The 15,092-nt window shown below is 61.8% G+C and carries 17 protein-coding genes; 4 read left to right on the top strand and 13 right to left on the bottom strand.

Annotation, left to right across the window (positions count from 1 at the left end; translation table 11 throughout):
* Positions 1 to 75: 75 nt before the first annotated feature.
* The 6 genes from sigX to ppsA form a co-directional block, all read right to left on the bottom strand.
* Positions 76 to 675: an RNA polymerase sigma factor SigX gene (sigX, locus tag MXC11_RS11790; RefSeq protein WP_462938125.1), complete on the bottom strand. Its 600-nt coding sequence runs from the start codon at positions 673 to 675 to the stop codon at positions 76 to 78.
* Between the two features lie 85 nt (positions 676 to 760).
* On the bottom strand, positions 761 to 1,585 hold the full coding sequence (locus MXC11_RS11785; RefSeq protein WP_250010373.1) for a mechanosensitive ion channel family protein: 825 nt from the start codon (positions 1,583 to 1,585) through the stop codon (positions 761 to 763).
* Positions 1,586 to 1,587: 2 nt separating this feature from the next.
* Complete coding sequence (locus tag MXC11_RS11780; RefSeq protein ID WP_250010372.1) at positions 1,588 to 1,848, bottom strand: CrfX protein; 261 nt, start codon at positions 1,846 to 1,848, stop codon at positions 1,588 to 1,590.
* An 86-nt stretch (positions 1,849 to 1,934) separates the two neighbouring features.
* Positions 1,935 to 2,933 carry a zinc transporter ZntB gene (locus tag MXC11_RS11775; protein WP_250010371.1) on the bottom strand — a complete coding sequence of 333 codons (999 nt, stop codon included), beginning with the start codon at positions 2,931 to 2,933 and terminating at the stop codon, positions 1,935 to 1,937.
* A 51-nt stretch (positions 2,934 to 2,984) separates the two neighbouring features.
* Positions 2,985 to 3,470 (bottom strand): ribonuclease E activity regulator RraA, encoded by a 486-nt coding sequence (rraA, locus tag MXC11_RS11770; protein WP_250010370.1) that lies wholly within the window; start codon positions 3,468 to 3,470, stop codon positions 2,985 to 2,987.
* A 198-nt stretch (positions 3,471 to 3,668) separates the two neighbouring features.
* Positions 3,669 to 6,035, bottom strand: a complete 2,367-nt coding sequence (ppsA, locus tag MXC11_RS11765) for a phosphoenolpyruvate synthase (protein ID WP_250010369.1) — start codon at positions 6,033 to 6,035, stop codon at positions 3,669 to 3,671.
* A gap of 164 nt (positions 6,036 to 6,199) precedes the next feature.
* Between ppsA and ppsR the strand changes: the two genes are divergently transcribed.
* A complete protein-coding gene (gene ppsR / locus MXC11_RS11760; RefSeq protein WP_250010368.1) occupies positions 6,200 to 7,018 on the top strand; it encodes a posphoenolpyruvate synthetase regulatory kinase/phosphorylase PpsR in 819 nt (272 codons plus the stop codon).
* A gap of 62 nt (positions 7,019 to 7,080) precedes the next feature.
* On the opposite strand, the gene MXC11_RS11755 is transcribed toward ppsR, so the two are convergent.
* On the bottom strand, positions 7,081 to 7,461 hold the full coding sequence (locus MXC11_RS11755; RefSeq protein ID WP_250010367.1) for a ComEA family DNA-binding protein: 381 nt from the start codon (positions 7,459 to 7,461) through the stop codon (positions 7,081 to 7,083).
* Positions 7,462 to 7,745: 284 nt separating this feature from the next.
* On the opposite strand from MXC11_RS11755, the gene tal reads away from it, so the two are divergent.
* A complete protein-coding gene (gene tal, locus MXC11_RS11750; RefSeq protein ID WP_250010366.1) occupies positions 7,746 to 8,669 on the top strand; it encodes a transaldolase in 924 nt (307 codons plus the stop codon).
* Between the two features lie 45 nt (positions 8,670 to 8,714).
* Here the strand turns inward: tal and rssC are convergent, their stop codons facing one another.
* The 3 genes from rssC to MXC11_RS11735 form a co-directional block, all read right to left on the bottom strand.
* A complete protein-coding gene (rssC, locus tag MXC11_RS11745) occupies positions 8,715 to 9,197 on the bottom strand; it encodes an anti-sigma factor antagonist RssC (RefSeq protein ID WP_250010365.1) in 483 nt (160 codons plus the stop codon).
* The gene (locus tag MXC11_RS11740; protein WP_250010364.1) at positions 9,194 to 10,384 is read right to left on the bottom strand and encodes a PP2C family protein-serine/threonine phosphatase; all 1,191 of its coding nucleotides are present in this window, start codon (positions 10,382 to 10,384) and stop codon (positions 9,194 to 9,196) included. The genes rssC and MXC11_RS11740 overlap by 4 nt, the downstream gene beginning before the upstream one ends.
* Before the next feature lie 170 nt (positions 10,385 to 10,554).
* On the bottom strand, positions 10,555 to 11,190 hold the full coding sequence (locus tag MXC11_RS11735; RefSeq protein WP_462938126.1) for an MlaA family lipoprotein: 636 nt from the start codon (positions 11,188 to 11,190) through the stop codon (positions 10,555 to 10,557).
* Between the two features lie 245 nt (positions 11,191 to 11,435).
* Here MXC11_RS11735 and MXC11_RS11730 point away from each other — a divergent pair, with 245 nt between their 5' ends.
* A complete protein-coding gene (locus MXC11_RS11730) occupies positions 11,436 to 11,705 on the top strand; it encodes a DUF4404 family protein (protein ID WP_250010362.1) in 270 nt (89 codons plus the stop codon).
* A 44-nt stretch (positions 11,706 to 11,749) separates the two neighbouring features.
* Here the strand turns inward: MXC11_RS11730 and queF are convergent, their stop codons facing one another.
* Genes queF through MXC11_RS11715 form a run of 3 tightly spaced genes read right to left on the bottom strand, consistent with a single transcriptional unit; the run spans position 11,750 to position 14,347 of the window.
* The gene (queF, locus tag MXC11_RS11725) at positions 11,750 to 12,580 is read right to left on the bottom strand and encodes an NADPH-dependent 7-cyano-7-deazaguanine reductase QueF (protein ID WP_250010361.1); all 831 of its coding nucleotides are present in this window, start codon (positions 12,578 to 12,580) and stop codon (positions 11,750 to 11,752) included.
* Between the two features lie 57 nt (positions 12,581 to 12,637).
* Positions 12,638 to 13,417, bottom strand: a complete 780-nt coding sequence (locus tag MXC11_RS11720) for an ABC transporter permease (protein ID WP_250010360.1) — start codon at positions 13,415 to 13,417, stop codon at positions 12,638 to 12,640.
* On the bottom strand, positions 13,418 to 14,347 hold the full coding sequence (locus tag MXC11_RS11715; RefSeq protein WP_250010359.1) for an ABC transporter ATP-binding protein: 930 nt from the start codon (positions 14,345 to 14,347) through the stop codon (positions 13,418 to 13,420).
* A 166-nt stretch (positions 14,348 to 14,513) separates the two neighbouring features.
* Here MXC11_RS11715 and MXC11_RS11710 point away from each other — a divergent pair, with 166 nt between their 5' ends.
* Entirely contained in the window at positions 14,514 to 14,918 is a 405-nt protein-coding gene (locus MXC11_RS11710; protein ID WP_250010358.1) for a PA2817 family protein, read from the top strand.
* Positions 14,919 to 15,092: the final 174 nt, after the last annotated feature.

The following is a 15,092-nucleotide window of genomic DNA, read 5'->3' as shown; positions in this document are numbered from 1 at the left end:
TCAACATCAGCAGACTCCGGGTGGTCAACGGGACGGCGATTTTACCCGGAGGTGAGCCTGGTTTTTAGAGGTGCCCTATAGAGCGGCCTCCTCGCCTTCACTGGCAAAACGCTCACGCAACCGATCCAGCGCGCGCTTGTAACGCATCTTGGTGGCACTCAGCCCCATGTGCATGATGTCGGCGATTTCCTGAAACTCGAGTTCGGCCACAAAGCGCAGCACCAGAATCTCCCGGTCAATCGGATTGACGTGTGCCAGCCAACGGTCGAGCCCGCCGCGTGTTTCAGCCTCGGGGGCTTTTTCCTCCTCGGCTTCTTCCTGAGGGTCCAGGCTCAGCGCATCAATCAGGCGGCGCTTGCGGCGCTCCTTGCGGTACTGGGTGATGCACTCGTTGTAGGTAATGCTGTACAGCCAGGTCTTGAACTTGGATTTGCCCTCAAAGTTCTTCAGCCCATAGAGCACCTTGAGCATGATTTCCTGGCAGACATCGTCGGCATCGCGGTCATTGCCCAGGTAGCGCGCGCAGACATTGAACAGCGTGCGCTGGTAGCGGCGCATCAGCTCCTCATAGGCCCGCGTGACATGCAGCAGCTCCTCACGAGCACGCTGCACCAGCTCCTCATCGGTCAGCTCGTGGGGTTCGTAACGCAGGGACGGGGCACTGGGTATGTTCACGGATCGGGCCAGTCTGGTGCGCAAGGCAGGGCGAGCGCGTCCACGGGACGCTGGACGCCACCCCTTGCGGGCGATAGCAAAAGGTTCAGCGGCTGCGTACCTGCTCACTGAGCAGCAAGCTGTTGCTGAGGGTCACCAGCTCACCCTGCTCATCGAGCAGGATCGTCTTGACCGTGCCGATTTCCTCGATCACCCCCTCCACCTCACCCACACGGATCTGTTGGCCGACCTCATAGAGCTCGCGCAGGTAGATGCCCGCCACGATCTGCCCGACCACGGCACGACTGCCCAGGCCCAGCGCCAGCGCCAGCGCCAGCCCGACCGAGGTCAGCACGATGCCGATGACCAGGTTCAGCAGATCCGTCTTGACCTCAAGCTGCCCAATGGCCACCGAGATGCTGATGACGATGACCATGACCTGCGCCACCCGCCCCAGACTGTTGCCATACTCAAGCCCTACCCCCTCGGCCGCGCCGCGCACCAGACTGTTGGCCAGCTGGGCCAGCAGCACACCAGCCAACAGCACCAGCGCCGCGCCAAAGACCTTGGGCAGATACAGGGCGAACAAATCCAGAGTCGCCGACACCCGCTGCAGGCCCAGCGACTCCGCCGCCGAAACCAGGAACACCAGCAGCACGAACCAGTAGACGATCCGCCCCGCGAGGGTTGAAACGCTGCTGCTGACCCCCGCGCGCTCCAGCACACGCGGCAGCCCCGTGCCGGCCAACAGGCGATCCAGGCCGAGCTTGGCCAGCAGTTTGGACAGCAAGGTGTCGAGCAGCTTGGCCACCACAAAACCCAGCACCACCACCAGCAAGGCCCCCAGCAAATTGGGGATGAAACCAGCCAGCTTGCCCCACAGGGTACTCATCGCGCCGAGCAGGCCCTGGGTCCAGATATCGAATTCCATGTTCAGTCAGCCTCATGGGCGCGGTGCGCGCCGTTGTGCAGTCGACGGGTTACCGACACCGCCGGACGGGTCGTGCCACGATTGAAAGCCAGCCTCAGGGCACAGAACCAGTGACCGAGCAGGCGCAGCAGATCACCGGCTCCGGTCTGGCGGTTGGCAGTCTTGAGTACGCGGTGCAGGCGATCGTGCTCGGCCGGCTCCGCCGAGGGCGCCCGCGATTCACGCAGCAGATCGCGCAGCGATGCCTCAAAAGGATCTTGCATGGACACCTCAGCCTCGCCAATGAAAAACCCGAAACAGTCCCTATCGGGACGCTGCCGGCACGCTCGCCGTCACACGGGCACGCCCCTCACAGCCAGCGCAGGCGCCGGAACAACCACCACTGAAACAGCGCCAGCCCGCCAATCAGCAGGCAGGCCAGCACAAAGCCATAGGGGTGCTCGGAGCCGGGTATGCCACCGACGTTGATGCCGAGCAGACCGGTGAGAAAGCTCATCGGCAGGAAGAACCCGGTAATGATCCCCAGCAGGTACATGGTGCGATTCATCCGCTCGGTGATGCGCCGGTGCTCGGCTTCCTGCAGCAGACTGACCCGCTCGCGGGCCAGTTCCAGCTCCTCGAGGTTGCGGATCAGCCGGTTATGCAGCTCGTTCCACTGATCAGCATCTTCACTGCTGCGCCAGCTCAGGTGATTGCTGGCAAGCTGGGCATAGATATCGCGCTGCGGTGCCAGGTAGCGGCGCAGGCTGGCTGCTTGGCGCCGCAGGGTGAGCAATTGATGGCGATCCGGCACCGCCTGCTCATCCTGCTCGAGAGCTTCTTCAATCGCATCAAGACGCTCAGCCAGATCGCTGGTCAGCGTATCGACATGATCGGTCAGCGCCTCGGCTAGAAACAGCAAGACCTGCGAGGCATTGCACGGCCCTTCGCGCCGCTCAAAGGCCTGACAAAGACTGTCAATGGCCTGCAGCGGGCGTAGGCGCAGGGAGATGACTCGCTGCGCATCGGCATAGATGCGCAGCGAAACCATATCCTCAGGAGCCGCCCCGGGATTGCGGTTGACGCCGCGTAAAAACAGCAACAGGCGCTCGGCACCCAGATGCAGCAGGCGTGGGCGGGTCGCCTCTTCGAGCAGCAGATCACAGGCAAACGCATTGAGTCCGCTGCTGTCACGCAGCCACTGACGGGCGCCGGGCACGCTGCGATCCCAGTGCAGCCAGAGGCTCTCGCCCGGGCGCAGGTCCAGCACCGCCAGCGCATCACGACTCAGACGCCGGGCACCGCCCTCGCCGTCCAGCACATAGCCGTAGACCAGACCGCGCTCGCCACCCTGATCGCCTTCACGCATGCACCGGCTCCACTGAGAATGCTATCACCGTCTGCAGGACGACCCCCATGCTCAGGCCGGCATCTGCAGGGCGTCGGGGGACACGATGACGCCGTTGTTATCGGCATACAGGTATTCACCGGGACGGAACGTTACACCGCCGAATGTCACGGCCACGTTCAGGTCACCGATGCCGCGCTTGTCGGTCTTCATCGGATGCGCCGCCAGGGCCTGCACTCCAAGGTCAGTCTGGGCAATTACGTCCACATCACGAATGCAGCCATAGACCACGATGCCTTCCCAGCCATTCTTCGCAGCCTTCTCAGCCAGCATGTCGCCCAGCAGCGCCCGGCGCAGCGAACCGCCGCCATCCACCACCAGCACCTTGCCACGGCCATCCAGCTCGACCTGCTCCTTGACCAGCGAGTTGTCTTCAAAGCACTTGATGGTGACGATCTGGCCACCGAAGGAATCGCGGCCGCCGAAGTTGCTGAACATCGGCTCGACAACATGCACATAGGGGTAGGCGTCGCACAGATCGGGGGTGACGTATTGCATGCAAGGCTCCTTGCGTTGAAAGTTCGGCAAAAAAGTTACGGGCTAGCGCACCCAAGGCGCTCGGCACCGCGAACACCCTCATCCTAGCCACTCGCCCGCCGCGCGCAAACTAGGCCAATGTAGGGAGGGCGCGGCCTAAACACACAGGGCGGGTGCCCGTTAAGGCCCCGCCCTGCGTTTGCACCACGCTCAGCCGACTCAGGCGTGCTCGTCAGCCAGGAAGAACCAGGTGTCGAGTACCGAGTCAGGGTTCAGCGATACGCTGTCGATGCCCTGCTCCATCAGCCATTTGGCCAGATCTGGGTGATCCGAAGGCCCCTGACCGCAGATACCGATGTACTTGCCGGCCTTGGTACAGGCCGCAATGGCACTGGAGAGCAGCTTCTTGACCGCCGGATTTCGCTCATCGAACAGGTGAGCAATGATCCCCGAGTCACGGTCGAGGCCCAAGGTCAGCTGGGTCAGGTCGTTGGAGCCGATCGAGAAGCCATCGAAGTACTCGAGGAACTCGTCCGCCAGCAGCGCATTGGACGGCAGCTCGCACATCATGATCACCCGCAGGCCGTTCTCGCCGCGCTTGAGGCCATGGCTGGCCAAGAGCTCGACGACCTGCGAGGCTTCACCAAGGGTGCGCACGAACGGGATCATGATCTCGACGTTGGTCAGGCCCATTTCGTTGCGGACCTTCTTCATCGCCCGGCATTCCAGCTCGAAGCAGTCGCGGAAGCTGTCGCTGATGTAACGCGAGGCGCCGCGGAAGCCGAGCATCGGGTTCTCTTCTTCCGGCTCGTAGAGCTTGCCGCCGATCAGGTTGGCATACTCGTTGGACTTGAAGTCGGACATGCGCACGATGACCTTCTTCGGCCAGAAGGCGGCAGCCAGGGTACTGATGCCCTCGACCAGCTTCTCGACGTAGAAGCCGACCGGATCGTCGTAGCCGGCAATGCGCTTCTCGACACTGTCACGGGTTTCCGGCGGCAGGCTGTCGAAGTTCAGCAGGGCCTTGGGGTGCACGCCGATCATGCGGTTGATGATGAACTCCAGACGCGCCAGACCAACCCCGGCATTGGGCAGCTGGGCAAAGTCAAAGGCACGATCCGGGTTACCGACGTTCATCATGATCTTGAACGGCAGCTCCGGCATGGCATCCACCGAATTCTGCCGCACGTCAAAGCCCAGCGCGCCCTCGTAGATCAGGCCGGTATCGCCTTCGGCGCAGGAGACAGTCACCTCCATGCCATCCTTGAGGACATGGGTCGCGTTGCCGCAACCGACCACCGCTGGGATACCCAGCTCACGGGCGATGATTGCTGCATGGCAGGTACGCCCGCCACGGTTGGTGACGATCGCGCTGGCGCGCTTCATGATCGGCTCCCAGTCCGGGTCGGTCATGTCGGACACCAGCACGTCGCCCGGCTGTACTTTGTCCATCTCGGCGATATCGTGGATCACCACGACCCGGCCAGCACCGATGCGCTGACCGATGGCACGGCCCTCGACCAGTACCTTGCCCTTTTCCTTGAGCAGGTAACGCTCCATGACGTTGCTGGAGCGGCTTTTTACCGTCTCCGGGCGAGCCTGCACGATGTACAGCTGGCCATCATCCCCATCCTTGGCCCACTCGATGTCCATCGGGCGGCCATAGTGCTTCTCGATGATCAAGGCTTGTTTGGCCAGCTCGGTGACTTCGGCATCGGTCAGGGCAAAACGCGCCCGGTCGGCACGCTCGACATCGACCACCTTGACCGAGCGACCGGCCTTGGCTTCATCGCCATAGACCATCTTGATCGCCTTGCTGCCGAGGTTGCGGCGCAGGATGGCCGGGCGGCCAGCTTCCAGCGTCGGCTTGTGCACATAGAACTCATCAGGGTTGACTGCGCCCTGCACCACGGTCTCGCCCAGGCCATAGGCGCCGGTGATGAACACCACATCACGGAAGCCGGATTCGGTGTCCAGGGTGAACATCACCCCGGCGGTGCCGGTTTCCGAGCGAACCATACGCTGTACGCCGGCCGACAGGGCGACCAGCTTGTGATCAAAGCCCTGGTGCACGCGGTAGGCAATGGCGCGGTCGTTGAACAGGGAAGCGAAGACTTCCTTGGTGGCGCGGATCACGTTATCGACGCCACGGATGTTCAGGAAGGTTTCCTGCTGGCCGGCAAAGGAGGCATCCGGCAGGTCTTCAGCAGTCGCGGAAGAGCGCACGGCCACGGCCATGTGCTCGTTGCCGGCACTCATCTCGGCAAATGCATGGCGGATGTCGGCATCCAGCTGGGCGGGAAACTCGGCGTCCATCACCCACTGGCGGATCTCGGCACCGGTCTTGGCCAGCGCATTGACGTCATCGACATCCAGGGCATCGAGAGCCGCATGGATGCGCTCGTTGAGACCACTCTGCTCGAGGAAGTCACGGTAGGCCTGCGCGGTGGTGGCGAAGCCACCGGGTACGGATACTCCCGCACCGGCGAGGTTGCTGATCATCTCGCCCAGGGAAGCATTCTTGCCCCCCACGTGCTCTACATCGTGGACGCCGAGCTTGTCGAGGGAAACTACGTACTCTGCCAAGGTGACTTCTCCCCTAAGTGTGTGCAGAAAGCGCTTTTCGACCAGCGGCGGCTTGTGGCCGCTACCGGGAAAATGGGTGAAAATGCCGTCATTACGGCGGACTGTCGCTGCGGGCCGCTCCACGATAGCCGGGAACCTGTTCCCCTCAGCCTGACAGGGCGACCATGAAACGTACTGCGTTCTTCATCTCCGACGGCACCGGTATCACCGCCGAAACCCTGGGCCAGAGCCTGCTCGCCCAGTTCGAGAATTTCAACTTCCACAAGCTGACCCGACCGTACATCGATACGGTGGAAAAAGCGCGGATGATGGTACAACAAATCAATGCAGCTGCCGAGGCAGACGGCGTGCGCCCCATCATCTTCGATACCATCGTCAACAGCGAAATTCGCCAGGTTCTGGCGCACTGCAACGGCTTTATGGTCGACATCTTCTCGACCTTTCTCTCGCCGCTGGAGCAGGAGCTCAATGCCCACTCCTCCTATTCGGTCGGCAAGTCGCACTCGATTGCCCACAACCCCAACTACATGGAGCGCATCGACGCGGTGCATTTTGCGCTGGACAACGACGACGGGGCGCGCACCCATTACTACAACAAGGCAGACTTGATTCTGGTCGGCGTATCGCGCTGCGGCAAGACGCCGACCTGCCTGTACATGGCCATGCAATACGGGATCCGTGCTGCCAACTATCCGTTGACCGAAGAGGACATGGAGCGCCTGACCCTGCCAACCGCGTTGCGCGCCCACAAGGATAAATTGTTCGGCCTGACCATTGACCCTGACCGTCTGGCCGCCATCCGCCATGAGCGCAAGCCCAACAGTCGCTACGCCAGCTACGCGCAGTGCGAGTTTGAAGTGCGTGAAGTGGAAGCCCTGCTACGCCGCGAGAACATTCCTTTCATCAATTCGACGCACTTTTCGGTCGAGGAGATCTCCGCCAAGGTGCTGGTGGAGAAAGGCGTTGAGCGACGCCTGAAATAAACCGCCACACCATGGGAAAGGGGCCGGCCACCGGCAAGGCCCCTCCCCGCGCCAACCCAGCGTTAATCGAGGCTCAGCCGGGCACGGTTCTTCTCGAGGATCGCCGGACCGATCCCGCGCACCTCAAGCAGCTCATCCACCACCGCAAACGGGCCATTCGCCTCACGATAGGCAACGATGGCCTGTGCCTTGGCGGCGCCGATACCGCTGAGCTCACGCGCCAGCATCTCGGCATCCGCCGAATTGATCAGCACCTGTCCGGACATATTCGCCGGCGCTGCGGCGGCAGCCTCAGGAGCAGCGTTCTGCGCAGCCGCTACGGGGGCTGCGGGCACATTGAGCGCAGCAGGCGGCTCGGTAGCAAGCGAGGGATTGGCCTGGAGCGGCAGGGAAATACTGGCCATCAGCGCCAGCAGCAAAGCAGAAGTCAATGGTCGAATCATGAGGTGCAGTCCCTTGGTCAGTCAAAAGGCCTGCCAGCGATCACCGGCAGGAGCCGTCACGCTAGTGCATGGCTAATCTGCTTGCCGCAGGCCGCATCGCAGGCCGTGAAAGCGCTGGCAGATACCGCGTGATCCGCCGCGCAAACTGCCGCCTTCAACCTCAAACCAATACTCGCCCACGCCAGCCGGCAGAGCGATCACCCGCTGCGCCGCACTGAGTCATTGAGGGGTCACAGGCTCTAAGGTAATGTCAGGCGCTTGCACACTGAGCGGATGCAGGATCGATGACTTCCAAGCTGGAGCAACTCAAGCAATACACCACCGTCGTCGCCGACACGGGCGACTTTGAAGCCATCGCCCGGCTGCAGCCGGTGGATGCCACCACCAATCCCTCGCTGTTGCTCAAGGCCGCTGCCCTGCCGCGTTGCCAGCCCCTGCTGCATGATGCCGTGGCCCATGGCAGCGATCCTGCGCTGGCCTGCGACCGCTTTGCGGTTGCGGTTGGCCGCGAGATCCTTGCGGGCATCCCGGGTCGGGTCTCAACCGAGGTGGATGCCCGGCTGTCTTTCGATACGCCGGCAAGCGTGGCGCGCGCGCAGCGGCTGATCGGGCTGTATGCCGATGCGGGTGTGGATCGTGAGCGGGTGCTGATCAAGATCGCCGCCACTTGGGAAGGCATTCGCGCCGCCGAACAGCTCGAGCGCGAGGGCATCCAGACCAACCTGACTCTGCTGTTCAGCTTCGCCCAGGCCCAGGCCTGTGCCGATGCCGGCGCCTTCCTGATTTCGCCCTTTGTCGGCCGCATCTACGACTGGTACCGCAAGGCTGAAGGGCGCGACTTCAGCGCCAGCGAAGATCCGGGCGTGCAGTCCGTCACGCGCATTTACAACTACTACAAGGCCCACGACTACGGGACCGTGGTGATGGGCGCCAGCTTCCGCAATCTTGGCCAGATCGAACAGCTGGCCGGCTGTGACCGCCTGACCATCAGCCCGGATCTTTTGGAGCAACTGGCTCAGAGCCAGGGAGCGCTGCCGCGGCGCCTCGCACCAGGAGCCACCGCCGAACCACGCGAGCACCTCGATGAGCCCCGCTTTCGCTGGCAGCTCAATGAGGATGCGATGGCCACTGAAAAGCTGGCCGAAGGTATCCGCTCGTTTGCGCGCGATCAGGAAAAACTGGAGGCTCTGCTGCAGGGGCTGTGCTGAGGCCTTGGAGCCAGCCGCAGCAGGCGATGGAGGCAAGGGCGCGGCTTAGCCGCGCTCAAGTGCCGTGACCAGATCGCGAAAGGCCTCACGATTGCGCTCATTAAGGTCCATGAGGATGCGGTGCGCTTCGAGCACGGTATGGCGTACCGTGGACTCATTGGCATCCTGTGGCGGCAGATCACACAGGCAATCCGGGCAGCGCACGGGCGAGCCGACAATATTGAACACCTGCTCAAAACCCATCGACTCGAGCAAGCGGTCAATGTCGGGATTGGTGGTGACTAGGGTCGGTAGCAAGCCGCTCTTTTGCCGAGAGAGAATCGATAGCTTGGCCAGCAGGCCCAGCGTGGTGCTATCGATATTGGTCGCCTGCGTCAGGTCAATGACGATGGCGACAAAGTGCTCAGCAGCAAAGATGCTTTCAATGGTCGCATCCAGAGCCGAACAGAGCGTCAGGCGCACCTCCCCCACAAACTTGAGGACAAAGACGCCATCCTGCTCGGCAAACTGGATCTTACCCGTACTCATGCACAATTCCTGCTCAGCACCAGCAAGGCGATATCATCGGGCATCTCTCCCAGATTGGCCAGCCCGAGCGCGGACTGCAGACCTTCGAGGGTGCCACCGCAGCTGCGCACCAGCTCCGGCAGTATGGCTTCCTTGTCCTTGAGGGTATTGCCCGGCAAGAGATCCAGCACCCCGTCCGAGCATAACGTCAGGCTGAAACGCGCCGGCAGCGGCAGCTGGTGATCCTTGTAACGCGCATCGTCAAACAGCCCGACTGGCAGGCCGCGCCCTTGCAGGTAGCGCGCCTCGCCCTCACAGAACAGCACCGGCAGCGGCAGATGCCCTCCCACACTGTAGGTCAGGGTCTGCGTATCGAGATCAATCACGCCACCGACCATGGTCACATGCTTACCCAGACGGCAGTTGAGCAGGCCACGGTTGATGTGGGCAAGCACCTGGGAGGGCTGAATCTCGGGCGGCGGGCGATTGCGTCCGCGCCGGGACTCATACAACAGGCGCGTGGTCATGAACTTGAGCAGCACCGTGACAAAGGCCGATGACGCCCCGTGGCCGGACACATCGGCCAGATAGAAGCCAATGCGCCGCTCATCGATCTGGAAGTAATCGACAAAATCTCCCGACAGATACAGCGACGGCAAGATGCGATGCGCAAAGTGCAGATCCTCGGTAACCCAAGGGGTCTGCGGCAGCATGTTCATCTGCACCTGACGGCCGGCGGTCTGGTCTTCCTGCAGCAGACGCAGGCTAGCCTGCAGCTCGCGATTGGCTGCCTCCAGTCGCTCGCGGTAACGGCGGTTCTCACGACGCAGGCGCGCGCGATCCAGCGCACGGCGCACTGAATGCTCCAGCAGCGCCAGATCCTCGATGGGCTTGACCAGATAATCGACCGCGCCCAGACGCAGCGCCTCGACCGCATCACTCATGACGCCAGCCGCTGACAGGGCAATCACCGGCTCATCACCGCCATACTCTGCGATGCGCTGCACCAGCGCGTGCCCGCTCTGCACCGGCAGGCCCAGATCACAGAGCACCAGATCCGGCTGCTCCTGCTCAAATAGACACCAGCCCTGTGCTGCGCTCGCCGCCTGCAGGACACAGAACCCACACTCCTCAAGGTGATTGCTCAGACGGGCACGAACACCCTCATCATCATCAATCACCAACAGCTTGGCACTGATCGTATGCATGCACCATCCAGGCAAGGGACGCCACAGGCAGCTCGCCGGTGGGAGGAAAAAGCAGGCGTCGGGGACGCCGATACAAGGCGCGACACTACGCCCATCGACGGCGTGGTTCAAGCCCGACTCGGAGACGGCTGGCACGTCGCCCGACCCGGCGGGCGAACGTAGCGGACGCCTTAGAAATCGTCCTCGACCTGCCCGTCGTTTACCTTGAACTCGCGCATTTGCAGGTAGGCGTTACGCAGGAATACATATTTATCACCGGTGATCACCCGCTCGGCCGACAGCAGCTGCGCCCGGGTATCCACCACATCCAGCGTGCGCACGCTGTTACGGGTAGGAATATGCTCCATCAGCGGGTAAAACGAATGCAGCGTATCGACCCCACGCCCCGCCGCATCGCGCACGGTGCTCGGCCCGAGCAGCGGCAGCATCACATAGGGACCACGCGGTACGCCCCAGGCGCCCAGGGTCTGGCCGAAATCTTCATCATTGCGCGCCAGTCCCGCATGGCGTGCGACATCGAAGAAGCCCAGCACCCCGACGGTGCTGTTGATCAGCAGTCGTGCAGTGTCCACCCCGGCATCATGGAGCTTGCCCTGCAGCAGGTTATTGCCCAGATTGCCGACCTCGCCGAGGTTGGCAAAGACATTGCTGACCCCCTCCTCGAGAAAAGCCGGCGTGACGGCCTGATAACCACGCGCCAGCGGCTTGAGCGCATAGGTATCGACGGTATCGTTGAAGACGAAGATCGGCCGGTTGACGGCTTCCCACGGATCATCCTCGCTGGCCTGGACCGCCAGCGGCAGCATGGCAAGCCCCGAAAGCAACAGCGCAACCGCCTGGCGGCGCCCCTTGGCAGCAGTTGAATGCATGACAGCTCTCCTTGGACAGGGTATCGGCCAGGCGGGTAAACCTTGCCGGAGACGCATTATAACCACCCCATGGTCAGGCTTGCCGATACGGGCAGCAACCCGAGCGTACCTGGGTTAATCTTGCAGCAGGCAGGACGGCAGCAGCGCCGCCTTGCACGATCATCAGTCAGGAAACCTACGCCATGCCAATACGCCAACTGCAACAGCAACTCGACGACCTGCGCCAGCAACTGGCCGACACCCAGCAGCCCTTGGGCGAGGAAGATCAGGCCGCGCTGGTCGAACTGATGGCTGACATCGAGCTGCGTCTGGCCAGTGAACGGGCACACTCAGCCGAGGCGAGCCTGATCGATGGTGTCAACCTGGCCGTCGAGCGTTTTGAAGTCAGCCACCCGACACTGGCAGGCAGCCTGCGCGCCATCTTGCAGACGCTGGCCAACATGGGCATCTGAATAACCGAAAAAGCCTGTGCTCCGCCCAGCGGCAGAGCGCAGGCTCACTGGCGGACCAGGCGCCGGTTATCAACCGCCATAGCTTGCAGGCTGCGGCACGGATTGATGTCCAAACCACCGCGGCGCACATAACGTGCCCGCACACTCAGCCGCTCGGGCTGCAGATGCCGCAGCAGATCCAGATAGACCCGCTCGACACACTGCTCATGGAAGTCACCATGCATCCGCAGTGACACCACATACGCCAGCAGCGCCGCACGGTCCAGTTGCGGACCGCGATAATCGATCACCAGCGTGCCCCAGTCCGGCTGCCCCGTCACTGGGCAGTTGGACTTGAGCAAGTGACTGTGCAGGACTTCATCGACCCGACAAGCACGATCGCTGGCCAGCAGCGCCGCATCCGGCGGGCCATAACATTCAATGGCAATATCCTGCTCATCGATGCACGTCCCCGGCGCAGCAGCTACACCCTCCTCCGTCACCTCCTGCAGGCTGCGTACCCGCACCGCTACCGGCGCGCCGGCTGCCGCAGACAGATCACGCTCCAGCACCTCGACCAGCGCCGCAGGCCCAGCAAAGCGCGTCTGGTTCAGGGAGTTGAGATACAACTTGAAGGACTTGGACTCGATGATGCAGGGCGAATGTGCCGGGATGACAAACTCGCCGATCGCCACGCAGGGTCTGCCGCGCTCGTTCAGCCAGGACAGCTCGTAGCAGTTCCACACGTCATGCCCCACAAATGGCAGAGCCTCGGGGTCAATGCCCAGCTCCAACCACTTGGCCAGGCGAGGAATCGGGAACAACAGCTCGGGGGCGTACTCCGCCACGTACTCCGTGGCCTTGCCCAGCGGAGAGTGATAAACGTCTTGCGCCATGCGGGACTCACTCGGAAAGAAAAAGCTCAAAACTGCCACCAAAAGGTGGCAGTCGATTCACTGACGCATGCCGATACCGCGCTTGAGCAGCTGCAAGCTCACGGTGTACAGCACCACAGCCGCCAGCACCATCAGGGCCATGGCGATACCGATATGGATGTCAGAAACGCCGAGAATCCCATAGCGGAAGGCATTGACCATGTGCAGGATCGGATTCCCCATGGATACGGTCTGCCAGAACGATGGCAGCATGCTGATCGAGTAGAACACGCCACCCAGGTAGGTCAGCGGCGTCAGCACGAAGGTTGGAATGATCGAAATATCATCGAAGTTGCGCGCATAAACGGCGTTGATAAAGCCACACAACGAGAAAATGGTCGCGGCCAGCAGGATCACGAGCACGGTCACCGCGATGTTGTGTACCTGCAGGCGGGTGAAGAACAGCGAGAGCGCGGTGACGATCAGCGCAACCGCCAACCCCCGCAGCACGCCACCGGTCACAAAGCCCACCAGAATCACATGGGGCGAGGTCGGCGAGACCATCAACTCCTCGATGGAGCGGTGAAATTTGGTGCCAAAGAAGCTCGACACCACGTTGCCATAGGAATTGGTGATCACTGACATCATGATCAGACCGGGGACGATGTACTCCATGTAGGAGAAGCCACCCATGTCACCGATCTGCCGGCCAATGAGGTTACCGAAGATCACAAAATACAGGACCATGGTGATCGCAGGCGGCAGCAGGGTCTGCGGCCAGATCCGCATGAAGCGGCGCACTTCCTTGCGGACGATGGTCTGCAGCGCGACCCGGTTGGCACGAAATTCCACAGACATTTACTGCCCCCCTGCCAGATTCTTTTCCACCAGAGAAACGAACAGCTCCTCAAGGCGATTGGTCTTGTTGCGCATGCTCAGCACCTCGATACCGCGATTGGCCAACTGCGCAAACAGCGAATTGAGCCCCTGACTCTTCTCGACCTGCACCTCAAGGGTCTGTGCGTCGATAAGCTTGGCCTGATACCCGGATAGGGCCGGCACGATCTGTTGCGGGCGCCGCAGATCGAGCAGGAAGGTTTCGACATGCAGCTTCATCAGCAGCTCGCGCATGCTGGTGTTTTCGACAATCCGCCCGTGATCGATGATGCCGATATTGCGGCACAGCTGTTCGGCTTCTTCGAGATAGTGGGTGGTGAGAATGATGGTTATGCCCTGCTGATTCAGGCGCGTCAAAAAGCTCCACATCGAGCGGCGCAGCTCGATATCAACGCCCGCCGTCGGCTCATCGAGGATCAGCAGGCGCGGCTGATGGATCAGCGCTCGCGCAATCATCAATCGGCGCTTCATGCCGCCTGAGAGCATCCGTGAGGGCACATTGCGCTTTTCCCAGAGCCCCAGCTCGGTCAGGTACTGCTCGGCGCGCTCACCGGCCAAGCGTGCCGGAATACCGTAATAGCCCGCCTGGGCCACCAGGATGTCGAAGGCCTTCTCAAACTGGTTGAAGTTGAACTCCTGCGGCACGACGCCCAAGCAGCGCTTGAGGCCTGCAGGGTCCTGATCCAGATCATGCCCGAACACCTCAACAGTGCCGGAGGTCTTGTTGACCAGAGTCGAGAGGATACCGATGGTGGTCGATTTACCGGCCCCATTGGGACCGAGCAAGGCGAAGAAATCACCTTCAGCCACTTCCAGGTCAATGCCTTGCAGTGCCTGGAAGCCGTTGCCGTAGGTCTTGGTCAGCTGACGGATGGTCAATGCAGATGTCATGGGGAGTCACATGCGGAAAATCGAAGCCACTAGATAGAGGCTGGCCAGGGGAAATGCAACCTTGAACGCACATTCGCACTGCAATGGCGCCGCGAAGTGCCGGATTAACGGGCGACGATCGCACAACTGCTATACTCGCGCCCCCGTGAATTGCCGGCTCGCACTAATGAATTACCTCGAACACCATCTCGCCCTGCTCAACCACCTACGCAGCGTACTGGCCGCACTGGGTGAGGCCGAACAGGTACCTGAAGACAACCACGCCCTGTTCCTTGAGCGCTTTGACGCACTGCTGGAGGCACTCCGCGGCCAGCCGGAAGACGCCATGTACCTCGGTCAGGAACTGATCGTACAGGTCTTCCATCGCTACCCGCAGATTGCCCACCTGATTCCGCGCGACCTTTTGTGGTTCTTCGGCGGCGACTGCCTGCATTACATGCCGGACGAAGAGATCGAACTGTTCCAGCAGCTGGATGAGCGCCGCTTCATTGCCGAGCAACATGGCCTGGATTTTGACTGGGTTCAGGAAAAGCAACTGCTGGCCCTGCCCGAGGACGCTGCACGGCACTGAGCGCAGCGTGGCTCGAATCTCTCGCCCTCCGATCTGGGCGGGAGACTCGATATTTCTTCCAACAAAAAAGGCACCTTCCTGAGAAGGTGCCTTTTTATCTGGAGCGGGAAACGAGACTCGAACTCGCGACCCCGACCTTGGCAAGGTCGTGCTCTACCAACTGAGCTATTCCCG

Origin of the sequence: Pseudomonas eutrophicaquae, assembly GCF_023544715.1 — a bacterium.
Lineage (GTDB): Bacteria > Pseudomonadota > Gammaproteobacteria > Pseudomonadales > Pseudomonadaceae > Geopseudomonas.
The sequence above is the reverse complement of the archived record's forward strand: the minus strand, read 5'-3'. Positions and strand labels throughout refer to the sequence as shown.